The sequence below is a fragment of the Micromonospora sp. NPDC047527 genome, assembly GCF_040643015.1.
In the GTDB taxonomy this organism is placed as follows: Bacteria; Actinomycetota; Actinomycetes; order Mycobacteriales; family Micromonosporaceae; genus Micromonospora.
Genome location: NZ_JBEYTK010000003.1, coordinates 168,410 through 194,316, shown reverse-complemented (window position 1 = coordinate 194,316; position 25,907 = coordinate 168,410). Strand labels below are relative to the sequence as shown.

Below are 25,907 nucleotides of genomic sequence, written 5' to 3'. Positions count from 1 at the left end.
ACCGTGACCGCGGCTTTCTCCCGCGTCGTCACCACTGTGATGTCCGGTAGACCTCGACCCACATCACACCGTCCTTGAATCGTGGGTGAACGGTTCCGCGAGGAACCAACCCGGCACTGTTGCCACACTGTCCGCCGTAGGCACTGGGCCCGAGCGGGCTATCGAGCAGCTGCCGTCGCGTCCTGCGCGCTGGTCGGCGCCACGGGACTGAGACGTCGCAGCTCCACGGGGCTGAGACGCCGCAGCGCCACCACGAGGTTGACCGCCGCGAGGGTGGACAGGGCCGCGAGGACGAGCAGGGTCGTCGTCACGCCGAAGCGGCCGATCGCCATCCCGCCGGCGAGGAAGCCCAGCGGGCCGGCGATGTTGCTGATGGTCATGACCGCCTGGATCACCTTCACGCGGATGTCGGCCGCGAACCGAGTGGCCAGGATGCTGAAGAACGGGGCGTTGGACAACGGGAGCGCCGCACCGGACACCGCGAGCGCGGCGACCAGGACCGGCACCGGCACGTCGAACAGCAGCACCCACCATGGAAGAACGAGTTGGAAGGCGGCCAGGCCGAAGACCAACGCCGGGGACAACCGGCTGCCGATCAGATAGCTGACCGCCGCCCCGGCGATCGCGCCGGCGCCGAAGCCCGAGAGCAGCAGCCCACCGACCTTGGCATCGCCGCCGAAGCGGTCGAACGCCAGCAGCGGCAGCGCGAGCATCAGGACCCGCATGAGGAAGCCGAAGCTGACGGTCGAGACCATCACCCGTCGGAGGAAGTCGTCCCCGCGCAGCGCGCGTACACCGGCCAGGATTCCCGTGTGGGCGGGCTGCTCCTGCTGTGGTGGCGGCGGCGGTTGCGTCCGCCACGTGCGCGGGACGAACCACCACAGCAGCAGACCGGACAACGCGTAGGTCGCGGCGTTGAACCACAGCACCTTCTCCGCACCGAGCGTCGCGATCAACACGCCCGCCACGGCCGGGCCGGCGAGCGCGGCGACGTTGAAGCCCCCTTCCAGCACGCTGTTCGCCCGCATCAGCGCCTTCGGGTGCGGACCGGCGAGCTCGGTGGTCAGGTCGCGTTGCGCGGCGAAATAGGGCACCCCGAGCACGCCGATCACCGCGACGATCGTGAGGAGCAGAGGGAAGCTGAGCCGATCCATCGCGGCCAGCACAGGTACCGCCGCGATGGCTGCGGCCTGCGCGAAGTCGGCGACCACCATGGTTTGGCGTGCGCCGAACCGTTGAATCACCTCGCCGCCCGCGAATCCGAGCAGAGCCATGGGCAACACCGACACGGCGAAGACCAGACCTGCCCGCGGTGCCGAGTTGGTGCTCTCCAGGACCAGCCACGGCATCGCGAGCATCGTCATCTGGACCCCGAAAGCGGAGCCGCCGCCGGCGGCGTACACCGCCGCGAGTGCCCGTCTGGCGGGGGCCCGGCCGGGCGGTTGCGCGGACATCCCGTTCACCGTCGCCCGACCGGCTCGTCGATCAGCGCCGTCACGATGCGGGCGAGGTCTGCCACGTACTCCTTCATGACCGAGAAATGTTCACCCTTCATCCGATGGACCCCCACCTCGGCGGTCCGTTCACGCCACCGCTCCAGGTAGTCGCTGAAGCTCTGGCCGGAGCTGACGACCTCGTGCGCGCCCAGCGCCAGTTCGTCGCTGACGATCAGATCCAGGTGACCGGCGTACGGGCGATCACGGTAGGACAGCACCATCTCCATGACCTCCTCCCACATCCGCGCGGCGGGCAGCCACATCGTTCCCGCGCCGCGCTCGGGCAGCGTGATCCCGTCGTTGCCGACGATGTCGTCCACGATGTGTTCGAGCAGCGCCAGCGTCTCCTGCCGAAGCACCGACGTGTCCTCGTCCGGCGGCGCCGCGTCGAGCCGCTCCAGGTTCGTCACACACTGCTTGATCAGGGCGTACTCGTCCCAGAGGTGCTCCTTCTGCCAGGCGTCCTGCCCCGGGTCGAGCAGGATGAAGGTGACCTCCTCACCATCGGCCGTCAGCCGGTTGGCCATCTCGCTGCTCACCCCGCTGCCGCCACACCAGCTGAAGATCCGGTACGGCCCGTGCGGGACGGCCTCCCGCAACTCTGCGACGTACCGGGCCGCCATGTCCTCCGTGGACGGAACCGAGCCGGTCGACGGGTCACGGCCCGGCCATTCGAAGGCGACCACCGGCAGATCCGGGTCGAGGTGCTCGGCCAGCCGCCGGTACCAGTGCGCGCTGCCGCCGCCGGGATGCACGCATACCAGTGGGGGCTTGTCACCGGTACGGCGCAACCAGAGCAACGCCGTGGCCGGCAGCCGCTTGCGATCGATCGACTCGGCGAGCGCCGCGAGCGTGCGGTGCTCGACGAAGGACCGAACGGTCGTCTCGATGCCGTGCCGGTCCCGCAACATCGCGATCGCCCGCAACGTCAGCAGTGAGTGCCCACCGAGGTCGAAGAAATCGTCGTCACGGCCGACGCGGGGCAGGTGGAACACCTCGGTCCAGACGTCGGCCACGGCCAGTTCCGCCGGCGTACGCGGCGCGCTGTATTCCCGTGCCGACGTACCCGCCGCCGGCCGGGGCAGCTCGGCCCGGTCGAGCTTCCCGTTGTTGTTCAACGGGAGCCGGTCCAGGCGCACCCAAGCCGTCGGGACCAGGAAACCGGGCACCCTGCTCCGCATCAGGTCACCGAGCCGGGCGGGGTCGGCTGGGCCGTCCTCGTCGAGAACGACGTATCCGACGAGCTGCTTGATCCCGTCCACGCCCTCGTACGCCGCCGCCGCGGCGGCCCGCACCGTGGGCAGCTCGGAGATCGCGACCTCCACCTCGCCGAGCTCGACGCGGTGTCCGCGGATCTTCACCTGGTGATCGCGCCGCCCGATGAAATGGACGGTGCCGTCCGGGTCCTGGCGGACGATGTCCCCGGTGCGGTAGAGCCGGTTTCCCGGTGAGTCCCCGGACGGGTCCGGTACGAAGCGTTCGGCGGTCAGGTCCGGGCGGCCCTGGTATCCGCGCGCGACGCCCGGACCACCCAGCAGCAGCTCACCCGGCACGCCGAACGGGACCGGGTCGAGGTTGGCGTCGACGACCCGCACGTAGGTGTGATTGATCGGCTTCCCGATCGGGATGGCATCAGTGACCGCAGGCAGCGGGATCCGCGGGTGGACGGTGGCGAACGTGGTGCTTTCGGTCGGGCCGTACCCGTTGCTGACCACCACACCGTGCTCCATCGCCTTACGCACATGCAGCGGAGACAGCACCTCACCACCGACCACCACCTCCCGCACCCCGGCCAGCGCTTGCGGCCGAACGTCCAGGATGGTGCTGAAGAGGCCGGTGGGCAGGCACAGCACGGTCACCCCGTGCCGGCGCAGGATCTCTTCGAGCTCGGCTGCGGTCGGCGTTTCCGGGGAGACGACCAGCCGTGCCCCGTTGCACAGCGCGCCCCAGACCTCGAACGTTGACGCGTCGAAGGCGAGCGTGCCGGCCTGCAGCAGGACCTGGTCGGCGTCCAGCTGCGCGTACTCCTGGCCGTGCACCAGCCGTACGACGCCGCGGTGCGGGACCATCACGCCCTTCGGACGGCCGGTGGATCCCGACGTGTACGTGATGTAGGCGAGGTTCTCCGGTGACAGTGTCACCTGTGGCGCGGTGGTCGGCCGGCTGCCGTTCGACCACCAGCCGGAGTCCAGGCTCAGCGTGGTCAGCCCGGCACGCGCCGCGAAACGGTGCGCATGGCTCGGCCCGCTCACCAGGATCCGGGCGCCGGAGTCGTCGAGGAGGTACTCGACGCGGCCGTCCGGATACTTCGGGTCGAGCGGCAGGTAGCAGGCTCCGGCCTTGAGGATGCCGAGCAGCGCGACAACCGCGTCGATCCCGCGGTCCATGCAGACCGCGACGGGCGTGTCCGGGCCGGCACCGTGCTCGCGAAGCGCCCACGCCAGTTGGTTGGCCCGGGCGTCGAGCTCGCCGTAGGTCAGGCGCGACTCGCCGTACTCGAGTGCGACGGCGTCCGGCCGGGCGTGTGCCTGGGTCGTGAACAGGTCTGTGATGCACACCTCGGGCAGGGCGGGCCAGGCCTGCTGCGGCACGGTGAACCGGTGCGCCGGGGTCGAGCCGAGGTCCACCGGATTCGCGCCGTCGTCGGCGACCATCGCTGTGAGCAGTTCGAGGAAGGTCTCTCCCAGGGCGGTCAGCCGCTCCTGCGTCGCCCAACCGGCCCGGCACTCCAGTCGCAGCTCGCCCGGGAAGGTCAATGTGACCAGGGTGAACTCGTTGGGGCTGTCGTCAACGACCGTGCCGAACACCTCCTGCTGCGCGTCGAGCACATGGAAGTCGAGGTAGGAGAAGATGCCGCTGATCAGCGGCGTCCCGGAGCCCCAGGCGCGCTGCATCGCGGGGATCGGGTAGCGCCGGTGCGGCCAGACGGCAAGCTCCTCGGCGAACACGGCGCGCACGAGGTCGCGCCAACGGGGCGTGCGCAGGTCCACCGCGAACGGCACCGTGTTGAGGTACATGCCCATGACCTCGTCGCCGCGCAGCAGTTCGGGCCGGCCGTTGACGACCAGACCGCTGAAGAACCGCCGCTGGCCGGTGATGACGCCGAGCATCGCGAGGTGCGCGGTGTGCAGCACGGCCTTGAGCGAGGTCTGCGTCCGCGCGGCCAGCTCACGCAGCCCCGGTTCGAGATGCCGCCAGGACATCCGCAGCTCCGGCACCGCGCCGTGGCCGGCCGGGGCGGTGTCCGCGGGCAACGTGACCCGGTCGTAGTCGCCGACGCGGTCCCGCCAGAACCGTTCATCCGCCTCGGACGACAGCGATCGCCGCTCCAACCTGACGAAGTCGGCGTAGCGCCCCGGGGGCGGGGGCTTCAGCGCGTCGGTGTCCGAGTCCCGGATCGCCCGGTAGGTGTCCCGCAGCTCGGCGATGAGGGAGTGGTGGCTCCAGCCGTCCAGGATGGCGTGGCACTCCGTGTGGGTCAGCACCCACGTCTGCTCCCCGGTACGGTGCACGTGCCAGCGCAGTTGCGGGGCGTGATCGATGGGCAGCGTCGTCGACTTCATCGTGTGCCGATACCGCTCTAGGACGTCCTGCTGCTCGGTTTCCGGGAGCCCGCGCAGATCGTCGAAGCCCACCTCGACCCGCGCACTGGCATGGACGAGTTGCATGGGCTCGGAGTAGCCGGACACGTCGAACGTGGTGCGCAGGACCTCGTGCCGGTCGACCAACCGTTGCGCGGCGTCGCGCAACGCGGCCAGGGAGAACGGGCCGTCGTCGACGATGTCGAAGCTGGTGACGTTCTGGTAGGCCGGGTGCGAGCTGTCGACCAGCATCTCGTACACCATGCCGGCCTGCACCTGGCCCATCGGGTAGGCATCGACCAGGCGGTCCGGGAGCCGGTCGCGGTCGCCCGGGCCGATTTGTTCGAACGGGCCGACCAACTGGTCGTCCGCACCGGCCGCCGGCCGGTCGGCGAGCGTCGCCAGCTGCGCCGCGGTCTGGTGGGTGAAGATGTCCTGCACCGACAGGCCCAGCCCCGCGCGGCGCAGGGCCCCGATCGCGCGGATGGCGCGGATGGAGTCACCCCCGATGTCGAAGAACCGATCGTGCACACCGACCCGTTCGACGCCCAGCGCCGCTCCGAGTGCGTCGGCGACGACGCGTTCGGCCCCGGTACGGGGGGCGACGTACGCTCCGGCCGCCCAGGCACGGCCCGGCGTCGGGGCCGGCAGCGCGCGGCGGTCGGTCTTTCCACTGGTGGTCAGGGGCAGCGCGGGGAGCAGCTGCCAGTGGCTCGGGATCATCGCCTCGGGCAGTCGACCGCGCAGGAACAACGCCACGTCGCTCACATCGACGTCGGCGCCCGGCTCCCGGGCGACGAGGTAGCCGACGAGCTGACCGTCGTGCACCGTCACGGCGACCGCGGACACGCTCGGATGCTCGGCCGCCACCGCCTCGATCTCGCCGAGCTCGACGCGATGCCCACGGATCTTCACCTGGTCGTCGAGCCTGCCGAGGTAGTCGATGCGGCCGTCCGGCAGGTACCTCGCGAGGTCACCGGTGCGGTACAGCCGCCCACCGCTGGACTCCTCGAACGGGTCGGGAACGAACCGCTGCGCCGTGAGCCCCGGGCGGTTGAGGTAGCCGCGGGCCAGTTGCACGCCGCCCAGCAGCAGCTCACCCGGCACTCCGATCGGGACCGGTCGCAGGCCCTCGTCGACGATGTAGGTGCGCGTGTTGGCGATCGGCCGTCCGATCGTGATCGGCGTCCCGGGCTCGCACCGCACCGCGGTGACGTCGACGGCCGCCTCGGTCGGCCCGTAGAGGTTGTGCAGCTGGCAACCGATCCGCTCGTGGACGGCGGCGGCCAGGTCGGCGGTGAGCGCCTCGCCGCTGCAGATCATCCGGCGCACCGACGGCAACGGCCCGAGCGATTCGGCCAGGAACACCCGTAGCATGGACGGTACGAAATGCAGGGTGGTGACCTGTTCGGTGGCGATCAGTTCGGCCAGGTAGTGCGGGTCGCGGTGGCCGTCGGGCCGGGCGATCACCAGCGTGGCCCCGGTGATCAGCGGCCAGAAGAACTCCCACACCGAGACGTCGAAGCTGTACGGGGTCTTCTGCAGCACCCGGTCGGAGGCGTCCAGCCGGTACGCGTCCTGCATCCAGCGCAGCCGGTTGACGATCGCGCGGTGCGTGACCACGACACCCTTGGGCCGGCCGGTCGAGCCGGACGTGTAGATCACGTACGCCGGGTGGTCCGGGCCCGCCAGGACCGCCCCCGCCGGTGCCGGCCCGGTGTCGGAGATGGCCGGTTCGGCGTCGGTGAGCACGATCGTGGCACCGGCGTCGGCACACATGAAGTCACGGCGCTCGGCCGGGTGGTCCGGGTCCAGCGGCAGGTAGGCGCCGCCGGCCTTCTGGATCGCCAGCAGGGCCACCACCAGCTCGGTGCCGCGCCGGCGGTGCACACCGACGATCGACTCCGGTCCGACGCCCGCGTCGAGCAGGTATTGCGCCAGTCGGTCGGCTCGCCGGTCCAGTTCGGCGTAGGAGACGTCCTCGCCCTCGAAGCGGACGGCAACGGCGTCCGGGGTGCGGGCCACCTGTCGCGCGAACAGCTCCGGCAGTGTGCCGGTGGTCGGGTACGCCACCTCGGTCTCGTTCCACGTCCGCACCACCAGTTCCCGCTCCCCCGGTGGGGACTCGACCAGCTGGCTGATCGGCGCGTCCGGCGTGCGCGCGATGGTGCCGATGAGGGTGGTGAAGTGGGTCGCGAACCGCTCGACGGTGTCCCGGTCGAACAGCGCGGTGGCGTAGTTCAGGAAGCCGGTGACTGTGCCGTCGGGCTGGTCGACGGCCACCAGGGTCAGGTCGAACTTGGCGTCGCTCTCGCCGACCGGCAGCTCCTCGGCGCGCAGCCCGCCGACGCGGCGGGCCTCGGAGTCCCCGCCGGTCCACAGGAACATGGTCGAGAACAGCGGGGTCCGGGACGCGTCGCGCACGGGGGCCAGCTCGTCCACCAGCCGCTCGAACGGAAGTTCCTGGTGGGCGTAGGCGCCGAGTGCCATCTCCTTCACCCGCCGGAGCACCTCGCGGAAGGACGGGTCGCCGGACAGGTCGGTGCGGAGGACCAGCGTATTGAGGAACAGCCCGATCAGGTCCAGCACCTCGGCCCGGTCGCGACAGGCCACCGGGGTGCCGACCGTGATGTCGTTGCTCCGGCTGAACCGGCCGAGCGTGATCGCGTACACGGCCAGCAGCACCATGAACGGCGTCGCGCCGGCCTGGCGGGCGAGCTCGTGCAGGGCTCGAGCGTCCGGCGCGGGCACCGCGAACGGGACCAGGTCGCAGGCGCTGTCCCGGACCTGCGGGCGCGGCCGATCGAGCGGCAGTTCCACGGCGGTGGCGCCGGCCAACGCCTGCCGCCAGTAGTCGAGCTGGCGGTCCAGCGCGGCACCGGACATCGCACCGCGCTGCCACGCGGCGAAGTCCGCGTACTGCACCGGCAGTGGTGCCAGCGGGGACGGTCCGCCGGTCAGCGCGGCGGCGTACAACCGGTCGAGCTCACGCCACAGCACCTGCTCGGACCAGCCGTCGAAGGCGATGTGGTGCAGGGTCACGACCAGCGCGTGCTCCTCGTCGGCCAGCCGCGCGAGGGTTCCGGTCAGCACCGGCCCGGTCGCGAGGTCGACGGGTGCCCGGTCGTGGGTCATCCAGCCGGCGATCCGCTCGTCCTGTGCGGCGGGGTCGAGGCCACGCAGGTCCACCTCGTGCAGCGTGGCCGGCTCCGGAGGGTCGATCACCTGCCCCGGTTCACCGTCGACCACCACATAGCGGGTGCGCAGCACCTCGTGCCTCGCCACGATCCCGTCCAGCGCCGCCCGCAGCGCGCCGGGCTCCAGCGGGCCGAACAGTCGAAGGCCGGCGCTGGCCAGATACTCCGTGCCGCCCGGCCGGACCTGGTCGAGAATCCACAGCCGGCGCTGCGCGAGCGACAACGCGGGCGGAGTCTCGCGCGGTACCCGGGCGATCCCCTCGTCCGGCGCGGCGGCCGCGGTGCCTACGAGCCTGCGCCGAAGCAACTCCGCGCGCAGACCGGCTCGATCGATTGTCTCAGTCACAGGGCACCATCCCGGGAAAGCAGTTCGCTCATCTGGGCGTCGGTCAGCTCGTCGAGCTCCGCCGCGATCAGGTCGGTCACCACCACCGCCAGCTCCGCCACGGTGGTCGCCTCGAACAGGCAGCGCAGCGGGACCTCGACGGCGAGGGCCGCCCGCAGCCGGGCCAGGACCCGAGTGGCCAGCAGCGAGTGCCCGCCGAGTCCGAAGAAGTCGTCATCGACGCCGATCCGGTCGACGCCGAGGATGTCGGACCAGATCCCGGCGATGGTCTCCTCCGCCGGGCCCCGCGGTGCCACGTACCCGCGGGCATTGTCGAGCTGGGACGGTGTCGGATCCGGCAGCGCCGCCCGGTCGACCTTCTTGCTCGGTGACAGCGGCAGGGCCGCGACGGTGACCCAGGCCGACGGGATCATGTACGAGGGCAGCGACTCCCGTAGGTACGCCCGCAGCTCGTCGATGTCGGGTCCGGTGTCATGGGGCCACTCCAGGTAAGCGACGAGCCGCTTGTCGCCGGGCCCGACGTCCTTCGCGACGACGGCGGCCGCGGGCACCGTGGGGTGCTTGGCCAACACGGCTTCGATCTCGGCGAGTTCGATCCGGAAACCACGGATCTTCACCTGGGTGTCGAGGCGGCCGAGGAACTCGACGGTGCCGTCCGGCCGGTGCCGGACCAGGTCACCGCTGCGGTAGAGGCGCGCTCCCGGTTCGGTCCCGAGCGGGTCGGGCACGAACCGCTCCGCGGTCAGCTCGGGCCGGTCGTGATAGCCGCGGGCCAGGCGGACGCCGCCGATGCACAGTTCGCCGGGGACCCCGACCGGAAGCGGACGCAGCCCGGCGTCGAGCACGTACACCCGGGTACCCGCGACCGCGCGGCCGATGTGCAGGGTGGCCGTGCTGCGCTCGTCGGCGAGGTCGCCCGATACCGGGTTGAGCATGCAGGTGACGCTCGCCTCGGTCGGCCCGTAGTTGCAGAGGAACCGGCCGGGCAGGCCGGTCGCCGCCCAGCGTTGGGCGTCGGCGACGGTCACCACGTCCGAGCCGACGTTCATGAGCTTCATCCCGGCGAGCCGGTCCACGCCGGACTCCAGCATCTCCCGGTAGTACGCCGGGGTGATCTCCATGATCGTCACGCCGTACTGCTCCAGCTTGGGCGGCAGCTCGCTCGGCGTCCAGAAGACCGGGTCACTCACCACGAGCGTGGCGCCGGCGGCCAGGGTGGCGCCGATCTGATCCATGGCCACGTCGAAGGTGAGCGCCGAGAGCAGGACGACCCGCTCCCCGGGGTGGATGCCGTAGTAGTCGGCGATCACCCGGCAGTGGTGCGCGTACGACCGGTGCGAGATCATCACGCCCTTCGGGCGGCCGGTCGACCCGGACGTGTAGATGATGTACGCGAGGTTGTCCGGAACGGTCAACGGTGCCGGGTTGACCGATGGCTGGCCACTCGCCCGGTCCTCGTCGTCGACGACCAGCACCGGGCGCTCGTGCCCGGCGAACCGGTCGGCGAACTTGCCAGTGGTCACCACCAGGTGCGCGCCGGCGTCGGCGAGCATGTAGCGCAGGCGCTCCGGCGGATGTTCCGGGTCGAACGGCGCGTACACCCCGCCGGCCTTGAGCACCGCCAGCAGCACCACGACCGACGCGAACCCGCGCTCAAGGCAGGAGCCGACGACGACCTCCGGGCCGACACCCATCGAACGGAGATGGTGCGAGAGTTCGTTGACCCGTGCGTTGAGCTCGGCGAAACCGAGCCGCTCGGCACCGAACACCACCGCGGTCGCGTCCGGGGTCCGGACCGCCCACCGTTCGAACAGCTCCGGTACCGAGAGGTGCCGTTCGCCGGGCGGGTCGAGCAGGTCCAGCCGGTCCGCGTCGGGGTCCGGCCACCGGTGCACGATCGCGTGGCGTTCGTCGGCCGACAGCAGATCGAGCTCGCTGATCGGGGCGTGCGGGTCGGCGATCACGCCGCCCAGCAGGCGCAGGTACTGGCGGGCGAGGCGTTCGATCGTCGAGCGGTCGAACAGCGCCGTGGCGTACTCGAACCAGCATTCCAGCCGCCCGTCCGGCTGCTCCATCACCGACAGGGTGAGGTCGAACTTCGCCACCGACACGCCACTGCCCAGGCCGACCGAGGTGCACCCGGCGAGGCTGGCCTCCGCGGCGCCGGTGGTGTGCTGTACCTCGAACATGATCTGGAACAGCGGGTTGCGGGACAGGTCGCGGTCCGGTTGCAGGGCGTCGACGAGGTGTTCGAACGGCACCTCCTGGTTGGCGAACGCCTCCAGGGTGGTCCGGCGGACCCGGTCGATCAGGTCGAGGAAGGTCGGGTCTCCGCCCAGGTCGGCCCGGACCACGAGGTTGTTGACGAAGAAGCCGATCAGGTCCTCGCTCTCCGGCCGCGTCCGGGCGGCGACCGGGGTGCCGATCGCGATGTCGGTGCGGCCGGTGTAGCGGCTCAGCAGCACGTCGAACGCGGCCAGCAGCACCATGAAGAACGTGGCGCCGGTTCGGTTGCTCAGCTCGCGTACGGCCGCTCCGGTGCCCTCCGGAACATCGACGATCAGCAGGTCGCCGCGTAGGTCACGACCGGGCTGGCGGGGCCGGTCAGGGGTCAGCTCGACCGGCACGAGCCCGGCGAGCTGGGTTCGCCAGTACTCGATCTGGTTGCCGATGGTGCCGTCGGCCTGCCGGTCGCGTTGCCAGGCGGCGAAGTCGGCGTACTGCACCGGAAGCGGCTGCGTCGACCACGGGATACCGGCGAGGCCCGCCGCGTACGCCTCGTTCAGCTCGCGCAGGAAGATGCCCAGCGACCAGTTGTCGAAGGCGATGTGGTGCAGGGTGATCGCGACCAGGTGTTCGTCGGCCGCCGTGTGCACGACCGTGACCCGCAGCGGGCGCTCGTGGGTGAGGTCGAACGGCCGGGCGCTCGCCGCGTCGATGATCGTCTTGGCGCGCGGGGCGGCATTCGCGGTGCCGGTCAGGTCCACCACGTCGAAGGCCACCGGGCCGGGGGGATCCACGAGCTGCAGCGGGATACCGCTGTCCCCGACGTAGCGGGTGCGCAGCACCTCGTGCCGGGCGCTGACCTGCTCCATCGCGCGGTGCAGCGTCGCGGTGTCCAGCGTTCCGGTGAGGTGGTACACCATCGGGATCAGGTATTCCGCGCTGCCCGGTTCGAGCTGGTCCAGGAACCACAGCCGTTGCTGGCCGAACGAGGTCGGCAGTGCGCCGTCGCGGGGTACGGGCACGATCTGCGGCTCAGGGTCGGGTGTCGTGCCCGCGTCGATCGCCGCGGCGACCCGCTCCACGGTCCGTCCGTCGAACAGGGTGGCCACCGTCAGCTCCAGCCCGAACCTGCGGCGCAACCGGTGCGCGAGCCGGATCGCCAGCAGCGAATGCCCACCCAACGCGAAGAAGTCGTCGTCCACGCCGACCCGCTCAACGCCGGTCAGCTCGCCCATGACCGTGGCGACGGCCCGCTCGGTCTCCGTTCGTGGCGCGACGTGACCGGGGTCGTCGTCGCGCGGCCGGCTGTCGGGGGCCGGCAGCGCCGACCGGTCGACCTTTCCGTTGGGCAGCGACGGGAGCGCGACCAGCGGGATGATGCCGGTGGGAACCATTGCGGCGGGCAGCCGGGTGCCGAGGAATCCGGACAACTCGTCGGGCTCCACCGTCGCCCCGGCGGCCGGCACCACGTAGCCCGCGAGCTCCAGATCACCGGTGACGGATCGATAGGAGGTGACCACGGCCGCCGCGACCGACGGATGCGCCCGGAGCGCAGCCTCCACCTCACCGGGCTCGACGCGCACCCCCCGCACCTTGACCTGCGCGTCGAGGCGGCCGACGAACTCCAGGGTCCCGTCGGCACGCCACCTGGCGAGGTCTCCGGTGCGGTACCACCGCTGACCCGGCCGGGTGGCGAAGGGGTTCGGGGTGAACCGCTCGCCGGCGAGGTCGCCGCGCCCGACATAACCGCGGGCGAGGCCGACGCCGCCGACACACAACTCGCCGGGTACGCCGATGGGCGCGAGCCGGTCGGCGGAGTCCACCACGTACAGCTCGACGCCGGGCAGCGCGGCACCGATCGGGACCGTACCGTCCGTCTCGCCGCGCTCGTAGCGCCACGCGGTCACGTCGATCGAACACTCGGTCGGGCCGTAGGTGTTGTACAGCTCCACCTCCAGCACGCCGAGCAGTCGCTCGCACAGTTCGGTCGGCAGCGGCTCGCCGGCGGAGCACACCAGCCGCAATGCCTTGCAGGCGGCCAGCTCCGGCTCGTCGACCACGGCCCGCAGCACGGAGGGGACGAGTTGCACCACGGTGATCCGGTACGCCGCGAGGGCGCCGACCATCACGGCGGTGTCGCGGTGCGCGTCCTGCGGCGCCATCACCACACAGCCGCCGGACACCAACGGCGCCAGGAACTCCCACACCGAGGCGTCGAACCCGATGGTCGTCTTCTGCAGTACGCGGTCGGTACTGGTGAGCTGGTGCTGGCTCACTGTCCACAGCACCCGGTTCCGGATCCCGCCGTGGGTGATCACGACGCCCTTGGGGCGACCGGTGGATCCGGACGTGTACATGACGTAGGCGGCGTTGGCGGCGTCGAGCGCCACCGGAGGCGGTGGCGCGGCGCGGGCGATGTCGTCCCACTGCTCGTCGAGCACCACCACCGGCGTGCGCCGCGGAATCCGCTGTCGCAGCGCCGTCTCGGTGAGGACCAGCTCGATGCCGGCGGTGTCGATCATGAACTCCAGCCGCTCGGCTGGTAGGTCGGGTGCGAGCGGGACGTAGACCGCGCCGGCGGTGAGCGTACCGAGCAGCGCGACCACGACATCGGTACCGCGGTGCATGGCGACGCCGACGGCTGTTTCAGCGCCGACTCCGCGGGCGTGCAGGAAGCCGGCCACGCTGTCCGCCCTGGACATCAGCTCGGCGTAGGTCAGCTGGACGTCACCACAGACCACGGCCACCGCGTCCGGCGTGGCCTCGGCCCGCGCCCGGAACAGGTGCGGCAGCAGCGTGTCGGTCGCCTCGCGCGGCGTGGGGTTCCAGCCGAGCAGCCGCTGCTGTTCCGCGGCCGTCACGGTCGGCACGTCGCGCAGCGGTGTTTCCGGCGCCGCCGCGAGGTTCTCCAGGAGCGCCAGGTAGTTGTCGGCCATCCGCTGGACCCGGGCCCGGTCGAAGAGCGCGGTGGGATAGGTCATCCGGCCGACCCACGATCCGTCCGGCTCCTCGGTCATCTGCAACGACATGTCGAAGGTGGCGCTGAGCACGGGGGTCGGCACCCAGTCGACCTCGATGCCGGGCAGGCGCAGCGGCTCCCCCTGGCCGTTCAGGACCGCGAACCCGACCTGGAAGAGCGGGTTGCGGGACAGGCCGCGGTCCGGCGCCAGTTCGGCGGCCAGGCGTTGCAGGGGTACGTCCTTGTGTTCGAAGGCGTCCAGGGCCGTTTCGCGGACGCGGACGAGCAGCTCCACGAAGGTGGGATCGCCGGACAGGTCGGTCCGCAGCACCACCGTCTGGGCGAGCGAGCCGATCACCGGTTCCAGCTCGATCCGGTTCCGCCCACTGGTCGACACCCCGACACCGAAGTCGAGCTGGTCCGCGTAACGGCTGATCAGGAGCTGGTAGGCGGCCAGGAACACCATGAACGGGGTCACCCGGGCGGCGCGTCCCACGGTGATGATTCGGGCCGCCAACGACGCCGGCACAGCGAACGCCACCACGTCGCCGGCCGGCTCCCACACGGCCGGGCGCTGTCGGTCCGTGGGCAGCTCCAGTGGCGCCAGTCCGGCCAGTCGCTCGCGCCAGTAGTCCAGTTGCCGGACGAGCACCGCGTCGTCCACGCTCCAGCGGCTCCGCTGCCAGTCGGCAAAGTCTGCGTACTGGAGCTCCAACGGCTCCAGCGGCGCCGGCGGTGGCTCCTCGCCCGGGGCGTGGGCCGCGTAGAGCACACCCAGCTCCCTGGCGAGGATGCCCAGCGACGGACCGTCGAAGGCGATGTGATGCACCACGATCATCAGGATCGCGTCACTGGGGGAAAGCTGGATGACGGTCAGCCGCCAGGGCGCGGCCGCGCGCAGGTCGATCGGCGTGGTCACCGCGACCTCGCCGATTTCCCGTACCCGTCGGTCCTGTTCACCCGCCGGGTACCCGCTGAGGTCCACCACCGTGATCTCGGCCGGTGCCGGCTCGTCGATGATCTGCACCGGCTGTCCGTCAACCGTCGCGTAGCGGGTACGCAGAATCTCGTGCCGGCCGACGATCTCAGTGAAGGCCGCGGTCAGGGCTTCCCGGTCCAGCGGCCCGCGCAGACGGAATCCCCAGTGCAACAGGTACTCCTGCGCGCCGGACCGGACCTGGTCGAGGAACCACAGCTGCTCCTGCTCGAACGACAGCCGGAACTGGTTGTCGGTTTCGAGAATGTCAGTCATGCGCACACCTGCTGCTCTGTCGGTAGGAAGTCATCCAAGGTGGTGCCCAGGCCGCGGGCCGACGCCGCACGCCGGACCAGGTCGGCTACCGCCAGATCCAGGCAGCCGAGGCCGAACGGGGAGAACACCGTCACCGCGTCGTCGCTTCTGACGTACCGCTCACCGGCCACGAGGATGTCGCCCAGCGAGGAGGAGATGAAGTCGCGGTGGCCGGCCTCCTGCTGAGCCAGATCCAACGACGTCGCGGCCCGGCAAACGTGGTCCGCGTCATCGACGATGTTCACGCTGGAACGGATGGAGTCGGTGGTGAGGTCACGCAACGACAGGTGCAGCACCAGCGTTCCCGGGCGGCAGTGCTCGGTACCCAGGTGCGGGGCGCTCGCCGTCGTCGCCAGACACACCAGTTTGTGACGGGCCAGGGCGTCGGCCGCGCTCTCGGCCACGTCGACCTTCAACGTCGGCCAGACCGACCGCGCCTCGGCGGCGAAGGACTGCGCCCGTTCGGCGCTCAGGTCGTACAACGTCACCGTGTCCACCGTCGGCAGCACGACGTGCAGATACCTCAGCACCTCGAAATTGATCGGGCCGCAGCCGACGAGCGTCACCGCGGATTCCGGGCTGGACGAGGAGAGCGTCGACGCCGCCAGAGCGGCGCTCGCGGCCGTACGTCCAGCCGAGATCGCCGACGCTTCGAGGATCGCCTCCGGCACACCGGTGTGCACCGAATTCAGGATCATCACGGCCGATGCTCGGTGCATCCCCCGCCGGAGGTTGTCGGGGAAGGATGACACCCACTTCACCCCGCAGGTCGGCGTCGCACCACCCAGATAGGCCGGTAGCGCGATGATCCGCTCGCGCTCTCCGTTCGGAAAGCGGAGGAAAACCGACTGCGGTACCCGCGTACGGCCCAACGCATGCGACCGGTACGCCGCGTCCGCCGCGGACACCACGTCGCGCTCGGCCCCGTCGAGGACGGCACGGACCTCTCCCGCCCCGAGAATCAACACGGCGTCACCTGCATGTCGGGCTTGTTCCACAGATGCGACACGTCACCGAAGTACGTCATGACCCAGTCGTCGTCGTAGATGGTGTCCAGGTACCGCTCACCGCGGTCGGGAAAGACCATCGCGCAGGTGGCCCCGGGCCGGATCTGATCGCGCATCTGCTCCAGGCCCGCCACGACGGCGCCCGACGAGCCACCGACGAGGATCGCCTCGCGGGCGGCCAGCCGGCGGCAGGCCGCGATCGCGTCGAGATCGTCGACTCGGACCACGATGTCGGCGAGATCGCTGCGGTACAGCTTCGGACGCACCGATGCGCCGTGGCCGGGAATCATCCGCCAACCGACCGCTGGGCCGAATATCGCACTGCCCAACGCGTCCACCGCCACGATGGTCACCGGCAGTTGGTGCGTCCGGATGTACTCGGCGCACCCCCGCAGAGTGCCGCAGGAACTCGTGGCGCAGAACAGGTAGTCGATCTCGGGCAGGGCCTGCACAATCTCTCGCACGGTCGTGTGGTGTGCCCGCGGGTTGAGGGGGTTCGAGTACTGGTCCGGGCAGTACGCGTGATCGATCGTCGCGACGAGCTCACGAACCCGACGAATGCGTTCGGGCAGGTACTCACCGGTGGCCGGGTCGACGTCGGTGACCACCTCGACCTGCGCGCCGAGGGCACGCATGATGGCGATGTTGTCCCGATTGGTGCGCGCGTCGACCACACAGATGAAGCGGATCCCGTAGTACCCGCAGACCTGCGCGAGCCCGATCCCGAGATTGCCGGAACTGGACTCGACCACCACCGACCGTCCGGGTACGAGCCGCCCGTCGCGGATGCGCTCTCGCAGCATCTCCAGCGCGGAGCGGTCCTTGATGCTGCCGCCCGGGTTGTGCGACTCCAACTTAGCGAACGTCCTGAACAGACTGTGTGGGTCGAGCTTCACGAGCTCGACGATCGGTGTCGCTCCGATGGTCGCCAGCACTCCTGACCCGGGGGGTGTTTGTTCGGTCATCGAGCCGCTCCTCGAATTGCATCCGCTCCGCGATGCGCCTGCTACGAGACTCCTCCGCACCACCGAGACAGCGCAGGGAAGAACATGCAGACTCACCGGTTGACGCCGGCAGCAGTTCTGCCGGAGGTTCTTCTGTTGTTCGGGTGCTGCCGTTGCCGGCCGTGCCGTTTCCACCGGACACGATCGCCACCGCGCGGCCGGCGGATCCGCGCCGTAGCGCGCCGGCCAGCGCCACCGCACCGCTCGGCTCCGCGCTGACACCGACGCGGCGAAGGACCCCCATCGCGTGGGTGATCGCGTCGTCGGTCACGCCGATCAGGTCGTCGACCCGGTGCCGAATGATCGGCCAGGGAACCGCACCGGGTCGTTGCCCTCGAAGACCGTCGGCGATCGTCCGGGACGGTGGCAACTCCGTCGGCACACCCCGGGCGACCGAAACGGCGTATCGACGGGCGGACATCGGCTCCACCCCGACGACCCGCACCGGCCGGGACAGCGCCGACGCGGCCAGGCACACGCCGGCCAGCAGGCCACCGCCGCCGGTCGGTACGAAGATCGTCGACACGCCCGGCACCTCCTCGAACACCTCGAGCCCGACGGTGCCGGCGCCGGCCACCACCAGCTCATGGTCGGAGGACGGCACGAAGACCGCTCCGGTCGCCGCGGCGATGTCCTCGGCCCGGCGGTCACGTTCGACCACGCCACCGGCAACCTGAACCACGCTGGCGCCGAACGAACGGATCGCCTGTGCCTTGCCGTCGCTGGCCCCGGCGGCCATCACGATGGTCACCCTGATGCCCAACGCGGCACCGAGCATGGCGACGGCGATGCCATGGTTACCGGACGAACCAGCCACCACCTCGTCCGCGTACCGCGCGAGCATCGCGTTCGCCGCGCCCCGGACCTTGAACGAGCCGCCGCGCTGGCGGTGCTCGGCCTTGAGCAGCACCCGCGAATCCAGGGCCAGCACCGGGGTACGGTCCACCAGGCCCGTGATCCGGTCGGCGGCCATGCGCACGTCCGCGAGGGTGGGCCCGATGCCCGTCGTCCTCATGGCCCGTCCACGGTGATCGCCCGGCGGTCGGTCTTGCCGCTGACGGTCGTGGGTACGCTGTCGATCCGGGCGAACCGTCGCGGGATCATGTGGTGGGGCAACGTCATCGCGAGATGTGCGCGCAATGCTGAGTCCGTCACCTCCGCCGACGCGCCGGCGACGTGCGCGATGAGGAAGACCCGGCCGCTGACATCGGTACCTGCGGTGACCTCCGCGCCAGCGACGGCGGGGTGGGCCAGCAGCGCGCCCTCGATCTCGGCCGGGTCGATCCGGTTTCCACGGATCTTGATCTGCCGGTCGATGCGCCCCAGGTACACGAGGTCACCGTCGGGCAACCGGCGCGCCAGGTCCCCGGTGCGATACATGCGTGTGCCAGGCGCGCCATGGGGGTCCGGCACGAACCGGGCCGCGGTCAACGCCGGCCGGCCGCTGTACCCGCGCGCGACACCACATCCACCGATCCACACCTCGCCGACGCCACCGTCGGGCACGGCGTGCAGATCATCGTCGAGCAGGCGCACGCTGACGCCGTCGATCGGTGTCCCGATCAGGTCGACCGTCGTGTCGGGGACCGGCGGCACGACGAAGCGTGTCGAGGTCATCGTGGTCTCGGTCGGACCGTACTGGTTGATCATCCGTCCACGTACGCCGTCCCGGCCGCCGGCGACAAGGAACGGCCGCAGCGACTCACCGCTGGACACCGTCAGCCGCAGGTCGGGCAGCTCGCTCTGCCGCAGCGACGTCAGGAAGGTCGGGGTGGCCGAGAGGATCGTGTTCACCCCCCAATCCCGGACGGCCGCGACGAACTGACCGGTCCGCAACAGGGTGGAGCGCGGTACCAGGACCACCTGCCCGCCGGCGACGAGGGGGGCGAACGTGTCGCGGATCGAGGCGTCGTACCCGAACGGCGCGAGTTGCAGCACCACGGTGTCCGGACCGAGTTCGTAGTCGGCGACGATGAACCGTAGGTAGTTGGTGACGCCGTGGTGCTCCAGCAGTACCGCGTTCGGCGGCCCTGACGAGCCGGAGGTGTGACTCACGTAGGCGAGCGACCGGGGCGACAACGGTCGCAGGGTCGCCGGCACGTCCGGCGCGTCGACGAATACGGTCGGGCCGTCGATGGGGAAGTCGAGCTGCCCGGCCCGGGACGGCGTGGTGACCAGGAACCTGGCCTGGGCGGTGCGGACCATGGCCGCCAGCCGCTGATCGGGCAGCTCGGCGTTGAGGGCGAGGACGGCGCCGCCGGCTCGAAGCACGGCCGCCATCGCGACGACGGCCTCCGGGCCTCGGTCGACCATGACCGCGCAGACCTGCTCCGGTCCGACGCCCCGGGCGACCAGCGCCCGGGCCAGCCGATCGGTCCGGGCGGCGAAATCCTCGTAGCACATGACGGTGTCCGGGGTGACGATCGCCGGCGCGGCGGGCCGGGACGCGGCGTGGGTGAAGATGTCGTCGAGAAAGGTGGTCACAGCCCCACTCCGCCGCTCGGCCGGTCGGCGGCGCACCACTCCAGGACCGCCCGGGCGCTGTGGTACTTGTTCTCGGCCTGGGCGAAGGCGATGCTCCCAGGTCCGTCGAGCACCGCCCCGGTCACCTCCTCGCCCCGGTGTGCCGGCAGGTCATGCATGAACACCGCGCCCGGGCAGGCTGCCATCAGCGCCTCATTGACCTGGAACGGGGCGAATTCGGAGCGCCAGTCGGGCGTCGGCTTCGTCGATCCCGTGGTCTGCCAACGGGTGGTGTAGACGACATCGACCGGTGGCAGGCCCGACAGATCGTGCCGCTGCTCGACCCGCGCGCCGCTACGCCGGGCCGACGCCGCCGCCTGATCGAGGTACCTCTGTTCGACCCCGTACCCGGGCGGGGTACGCAGGTGCAGCTCGATGCCGGGATAGCGGGACAGCGCGAGCGTCAGCGCGGAGGCGGTGTTGTTCCCCTCCCCCACGTACAGCACCCGTACGCCCTCAACACGACCGAAGTGCCGGACGATCGTGGTGAGATCGGCGAGGGCCTGCGTCGGGTGTTCGACCGCGCTCATCGCGTTGATCACCGACATGCGCTTCTGCGCGGCGTACGCCCGAAACTCGGCCTCCGGCCCGGCGGTACGGGCGACCAGAACGTCAAGCATGCCGGACAGCACCGCGCCGGTGTCCTCGACGGACTCGCCGGTGGTCAGCTGCAGGTCGTCAGGGCCGTACGTGATCAGTTCGGCGCCGAGACGCAGCGCACCGGCGGAGAACGCGGTCCGGGTACGGGTGGACGTCTTACGGAACAGCACGCCGACGACCGTCCCGGACAAGGGCTGGGCGGCTCCCGCGGAACCACGCGAGTACTCGGCGCCGCGCTGGACGATCCAGCGCAGCTGGTCGTCGGAGAGGTCGTCGATAGAGATCAGGTGGTGTCGCTCAGCCATGTCGAGCCCCCCTTCCAGGTGGCGATCCGCCGTGACCAGAGCCTGCGCGCCGCAGGGGACTGTCGAACAGGGACGGGACCGCACGACGCGTCTGCGCGTTCGTCTCTATGGATGGTCCGAGTGGGCCCGGCAGTATCGGGCTCACATATTCGGATCACCCGACCACGCCGGAGGGGCCATGAGTGACGACGGTGTCTACCGCGTCGTGCGCAACGACGAGGAGCAGTACTCGATCTGGTGGGCCGACCGGGAACTGCCGCTCGGCTGGACCGCGGAAGGGACGTCCGGGTCGAAGCAGGAGTGCCTGGATCACATCGGAAAGGTGTGGTCGGACATGCGGCCGCGAAGCCTGCGGGAGCAGATGGCTCAGGCTTGAAGGCCCGGGTTCGCACCACGTCGCACTGTCACGCCGCTCCGTCGAGCGCGGTGTGTGGCGGCCGGCAGCAGAACCTCCTGGCCGCCGAGGGGCCCGCGGTTCAGCGCCGTGGACGTCGGTGCCTACGTCGACGCGACTCCAAGACCGTGGTGGACGGGCAGCTCCAACTCCGAGGAGACATCATGATCGCCCCGACAATTGAGTCCGAGGTCCGTAGTTACTGCCGGAACTGGCCGGTCGTGTTCGACCACGGGCGAGGCAGCCGCATGTTCGCCCGCGACGGCCGCGTCTACCTCGACTTCTTCGCCGGCGCCGGCGCCCTCAACTACGGCCACAACCACCCGATACTCAAGCGAGCCCTGCTGGACTACCTCGAGCAGGACGGAGTCACGCACAGCCTCGACATGCTAACCGCCGCCAAACAGGACTTCCTCACCGAATTCGCATCGCGGGTACTCGGTCCACGCCGCCTGGACTACCGCGTACAGTTCCCCGGACCCACCGGAACCAACAGCGTCGAGGCCGCACTCAAACTCGCCCGCAAAGTGACCGGACGCCACACCGTCGTCGCCTTCACCGGCGCCTTCCACGGCATGTCACTCGGCTCACTGGCCGTCACCGGAAACGCCACCGTACGCGCAGGCGCCGGCGTCTCACTCGGACACACCTTGCGCATCCCGTACGACGGCTTCGCCGGCGGCCAGATATCCGGGCTCACCCTGCTCGACACCATGCTCGCCGACAGCAGCAGCGGAGTGGACCTACCGGCCGCCGTCATCGTGGAAACCGTGCAGGGCGAAGGCGGCGTCAACCCGGCCCGCGCGACCTGGCTCGCCGACCTCGCCGAGCTGTGCACCCGCCGCAACGTACTGCTGATCGTCGACGACATTCAGATGGGCTGCGGCCGCACCGGCCCCTTCTTCAGCTTCGAACACGCCGGAATCACCCCCGACATCGTCTGCCTTTCCAAGTCCATCAGCGGGTACGGCCTGCCGATGTCCCTCACTCTCTTCCGCACCGAACTCGACGTATGGCAACCCGGCGAACACAACGGAACATTCCGCGGCAACAACCCCGCCTTCATCACAGCGGCCGCCGCACTGAAGGAGTTCTGGACCGACAGCAAACTGGAGAAGCAGACGGCGGATCGGGACATCCTGCTCGAGGAGGGCCTGGCGGAACTCGCCGGTCGGCACCCAACGCACATAGCGGCCTCACGTGGTCGGGGCCTGGTGTGGGGTCTGGCCTTCCGGGAACCGCGCATGGCCGGACGGGTCGCCCGGGAGGCGTTCTCCCGTGGGCTGCTGGTGGAGACGTCCGGGTCCGTTGACGAGGTGTTGAAGCTCATGCCGCCCCTGACATCGACGGATGAAGAACTGGCCGAGGGCCTCGGCATCCTGGAGGAAGCGGTGGCGGCAGCGGTCGATCGCTGAGTGCACCGTCCGGGCCCGCGCCGCCGCATGACGACACCATCGGGGACGAACAGGCCACCTCGGTGGTGGTCCGGGCCGGGGCGTCCGACCAGTTCTCCCGCCGAGTCACGCCACGCGATACCCAGTCAGGCAGACCGCTGCGCGGTGTCGCCACCCCGGAGGCGGGGGCCTCGACCAGTTTCCTGCCGAGCAGGGCGGCGTCGCGCAGCGCGGTGTTGCCGCCGTGGGCGCCAGTCGATGAGCCCATGCAGTTATCTTAATGACTGAGATGATTTGGCAAGACACCGTGAGGGCAGCGTCGCGCCGCAGCTGTTGGGGTAGCCGGTTGCGCCCGAGCATCGAAAAGCGAGATCATCACGCATGCTCGACCCCTCGCCCCAGGACGACGGGACTCCACCGACGGTCTCTACGCCGCGTTTCGTGGGACGTGATCGGGAGTTGGCGGCGCTTCGGGGCGCCTTGGCCCGGCCACCGGCGATCGTGCTGGTAGAGGGCGAGGCGGGGATCGGGAAGAGCCGACTGCTGCGAGAGTGGTTGGCCGCGCCGGACCATCGCACTGCTCTCGTCTCGGTGTGCCCACCGCTTCGCGAGTCGCTGACGTTGGGGCCGATCGTCGACGCGTTCCGTGGGATCGACCGCCCGGTGTCGCGGTTGCGGCTCACCGAGCTTGCCGGCGCGTTACGGCCCCTGTTCCCGGAATGGTCCTCGGACCTGCCGCCCGCGTTGCCGCCCTTGGACGATGCGAAGGCGGCACGGCATCGCCTGTTCCGCGCCCTGGACGAGCTGCTGCGGGCTCTGCGTGTCGACGTTCTCGTGCTCGAGGACGCGCACTGGGCCGACGAGGTGACCCTGGAGTTCCTGCTGTTCGTCACCTCCCGACAGCAGTCGGACGGGCCGAGCCTCGTGATCTCCTATCGGCCCGAGGAGGTGGACGTCGGATCGCTGTTGCTGCGGCTGACGTCCCGGTTGCCTGCTGGCGTGACCCAGCTGAGGATCGCGCTGGCGCCCATGCGACCCAATGACACGGCGGCGTTGGTGTCCTCGATGCTGGACGGCAACCCGATATCGCGGGAGTTCACCACGTTCATGCACGAGCGGACCGGTGGCGTCCCTCTGGCGCTGGAGGAGTCGGTTCGCCTCATGTGCGACCGCGCCGACCTCGTCTTCCGCGACGGGCAGTGGGTCCGGCTGAAGCTGCGTGAGCTACAGGTGCCGCCAACGGTGCGCGACTCCACCCGGGAGCGGGTGGGCCGTCTGTCGCCGACGGCGCAGCAGGTGCTGCGAGCCGCGGCCACATTGGCCGAGCGGTCATCGGTGGCCACGATCGCGATGACCGCCGGTCTGTCACCAGCCGCGTGTCGAGGCGCAATCGCGGAGGCGGCCGGCGCCGGTGTCCTGGACGGAGACGACCGCGGCCAGTGGCGATTCCGGCATGTGCTGGCCGCAACGGCTGTCTACGAAGCGATCCCGTTGACCGACCGCAGGCACTTCCACCTGCTGGCCGGCCGGGCCTTGGAGGACATCCATCCGCCGTCTGTGGCACGCCTCGCCCACCACTTCCGTGAGGCGGGCGAGACGCGGTCCTGGACGCGGTACGCCGAGCAGAGCGCCGAGTTGGCCATGGCCTCAGGTGACCACACCAAGGCGGTCGACCTGCTGGTCGATCTGTTGTCGTGGGCCGTGCTGCCACCGGTGGATCGGGCACGGGTCGCGCGCATCGCCGGAGTTGCCGCACTGGGCCGTCGTGAACCGGTCGACGAGGTCTACCACCGCGTGATCCGTACCCTGCGCTCGGTGTTGGAGACCCCCGGCCTCTCGGCCCGTCAGCAGGCCGAGATCCGCAACCCCCTGGGTCGGCTCCTGATCACCGGGGGTGAGGCGCAGGCCGCACTCAGCGAGCTGGAGCAGGCGGTGGCCAACCTCGACCATGACCCGGTCGAGGCGGCGCGGGCGATGACCTACCTCGGATGGGCCTATGCGGGGCCGTGGCCGGCGTCGACCCATCGGCGGTGGCTGGATCGCGCCGCTGAGCTCACCGCCGAATTCGACTCTCCCGCGGAGCGGCTGAACCTGGCCGGCAACCGAGCCGCGGCGTTGCTCATGCTCGGCGAGGAGGAGGCCTGGGACGTCGTCGCCGACCTGCCCGTCGACGGCGCGACCTCGGCGGAGCGTCTCGACGTGGCCCGCATCCACGCGAATGTCGGGACCGGCGCGCTGATCTGGGGGCGGTACGCCGACGCCGAAAAACACCTCGCCGTGGTCATGCGCCTTGCCGAGGCCGAGCAGGCGTCCCGGTTGCAGCACAACGTCCGGCTCGAACAGGCCAACCTGGCGTGGCTCACCGGCCGGTGGGAGGGTCTGGCGGAGGAGAGCGCGGCACTCGCCGACGCCGACCGGGACCGGCCGGCGCACTACCTCGGCAGCATCCGTCTCGCGGCCCGGCTGGCAGCCGCAGCCGGACGGCGACGCGCTGCGGAGGAGCAGTTCCGGCTGGTCCTCGAGGAGTCTGCCCGTCTCGGCGCGGCCGACGACACGATGGAGGCCGCCGCCGCGCTGGCCAGACTGTGGCTGACGGACGGAAACAGCGGCCGGGCGTTGCAGATCACGAACGAGCCGATGGACACCGTACGCAGAAAGGGCATCTGGGTGTGGGCGACGGACCTCGTCCCCGCCCGGATCGAGGCGCACCTCGCCGCGGGCGACCTGACGGCCGCGACACGCCTGGGCGACCAGTTCGCCAGAGGACTGCGTGGCCGTACGGCGCCCGCGCCTCGCGCCGCGCTCGCCGTTTGCCGTGCCCTGCTGCTCGCCGCAGCCGGAGACCACGCCCGCGCGGCGACGGCATACGACCGGGCGGCGCGTGCCTGGAGCGCGTTGCCGCGCCCCTACGACGCCATGCTCGCCCGCGAGCGTCAAGCCGAGGCGCTCATCGCCCAAGGCCAGACCGAACAGGGCCGCGAGCTGCTGGCCGCACAGTACGAGCAACTGTTCAGGCTTGGCGCTCGCGGCGATGCCGACCGTGTCGCACAGCGGCTTCGCGAACACGGCGCCGAGGTCCCGCGACTGTGGCGCGGCGGCCGACGAGGGTACGGCGACCAGCTCTCACCTCGCGAGCTCGACGTGGTCCAACTGGTCGTCGCCGGCAAGACGAACCGGGAGATCAGCCGGATCCTGGCCAAGTCGCCGGCCACGGTGGATCAGCAGCTGCGTGCGGCGATGCGCAAGTTGAAGGTGACCTCCCGGACGGCGCTCGCGGTCAAGGCTGTGGAGGCCGGAGTGTTCGCGGAAGAGAACTCCCTCGATGACCCGTCATGAAAATTGACGTATCCGCTGGATAGCTAAGGTCACTCGTCCGCACCGAGCATGGCTGCATGATCCATAGCCATTGGGCGATGCATGCCTGAGCGACCTGTCGCGCGTGACGACTCCGCCGGCGAGCACGAGCCACCTCTCGATCTGTCGCGTAAACCGCACGACAGCGACCGCGACGCCTCCGACGCCCACGACGCCGCCGGTGCCGACGACCACGAGAGCCACGACCCCTACCAACCCCTGTAGGCGGG

At 70.5% G+C, this 25,907-nt stretch carries 11 protein-coding genes and 1 pseudogene; 4 read left to right on the top strand and 8 right to left on the bottom strand.

Annotated features, from left to right (window positions below):
• Positions 1-158 precede the first annotated feature (158 nt).
• The 8 genes and pseudogenes from ABZ808_RS13945 to ABZ808_RS13910 form a co-directional block, all read right to left on the bottom strand.
• Positions 159-1,454: an MFS transporter gene (locus ABZ808_RS13945; RefSeq protein WP_357005309.1), complete on the bottom strand. Its 1,296-nt coding sequence runs from the start codon at positions 1,452-1,454 to the stop codon at positions 159-161.
• Between the two features lie 5 nt (positions 1,455-1,459).
• Entirely contained in the window at positions 1,460-8,620 is a 7,161-nt protein-coding gene (locus tag ABZ808_RS13940) for an amino acid adenylation domain-containing protein (RefSeq protein ID WP_357005306.1), read from the bottom strand.
• The gene (locus tag ABZ808_RS13935; RefSeq protein ID WP_357005304.1) at positions 8,617-15,057 is read right to left on the bottom strand and encodes an amino acid adenylation domain-containing protein; all 6,441 of its coding nucleotides are present in this window, start codon (positions 15,055-15,057) and stop codon (positions 8,617-8,619) included. The genes ABZ808_RS13940 and ABZ808_RS13935 overlap by 4 nt, the downstream gene beginning before the upstream one ends.
• Positions 15,054-16,064, bottom strand: a complete 1,011-nt coding sequence (gene sbnB, locus ABZ808_RS13930; RefSeq protein WP_357005301.1) for a 2,3-diaminopropionate biosynthesis protein SbnB — start codon at positions 16,062-16,064, stop codon at positions 15,054-15,056. Before sbnB ends, ABZ808_RS13935 begins: the two co-directional genes overlap by 4 nt.
• Positions 16,058-17,068 (bottom strand): 2,3-diaminopropionate biosynthesis protein SbnA, encoded by a 1,011-nt coding sequence (gene sbnA, locus ABZ808_RS13925; RefSeq protein ID WP_357005298.1) that lies wholly within the window; start codon positions 17,066-17,068, stop codon positions 16,058-16,060. The genes sbnB and sbnA overlap by 7 nt, the downstream gene beginning before the upstream one ends.
• Before the next feature lie 166 nt (positions 17,069-17,234).
• Positions 17,235-18,122: pseudogene (locus ABZ808_RS13920) on the bottom strand (pyridoxal-phosphate dependent enzyme); the annotation flags it as partial.
• Positions 18,119-19,591: an amino acid adenylation domain-containing protein gene (locus ABZ808_RS13915; RefSeq protein ID WP_357005295.1), complete on the bottom strand. Its 1,473-nt coding sequence runs from the start codon at positions 19,589-19,591 to the stop codon at positions 18,119-18,121. The pseudogene ABZ808_RS13920 and the gene ABZ808_RS13915, both read right to left, overlap by 4 nt.
• Complete coding sequence (locus tag ABZ808_RS13910) at positions 19,588-20,535, bottom strand: ornithine carbamoyltransferase (RefSeq protein ID WP_357005292.1); 948 nt, start codon at positions 20,533-20,535, stop codon at positions 19,588-19,590. The genes ABZ808_RS13915 and ABZ808_RS13910 overlap by 4 nt, the downstream gene beginning before the upstream one ends.
• 178 nt (positions 20,536-20,713) lie before the next feature.
• Here ABZ808_RS13910 and ABZ808_RS13905 point away from each other — a divergent pair, with 178 nt between their 5' ends.
• The 4 genes from ABZ808_RS13905 (at position 20,714) to ABZ808_RS13890 (ending at position 25,902) form a co-directional block, all read left to right on the top strand.
• Positions 20,714-20,911, top strand: coding sequence for an MbtH family protein (locus ABZ808_RS13905; RefSeq protein ID WP_357005289.1), 198 nt, complete (start codon positions 20,714-20,716; stop codon positions 20,909-20,911).
• 182 nt (positions 20,912-21,093) lie between these two features.
• Positions 21,094-22,344, top strand: coding sequence for a diaminobutyrate--2-oxoglutarate transaminase (ectB, locus tag ABZ808_RS13900; RefSeq protein WP_357005286.1), 1,251 nt, complete (start codon positions 21,094-21,096; stop codon positions 22,342-22,344).
• A 420-nt stretch (positions 22,345-22,764) separates the two neighbouring features.
• The gene (locus tag ABZ808_RS13895) at positions 22,765-25,659 is read left to right on the top strand and encodes an AAA family ATPase (protein WP_357005283.1); all 2,895 of its coding nucleotides are present in this window, start codon (positions 22,765-22,767) and stop codon (positions 25,657-25,659) included.
• 81 nt (positions 25,660-25,740) lie between these two features.
• Positions 25,741-25,902, top strand: a complete 162-nt coding sequence (locus tag ABZ808_RS13890; RefSeq protein ID WP_357005280.1) for a hypothetical protein — start codon at positions 25,741-25,743, stop codon at positions 25,900-25,902.
• Positions 25,903-25,907 lie beyond the last annotated feature (5 nt).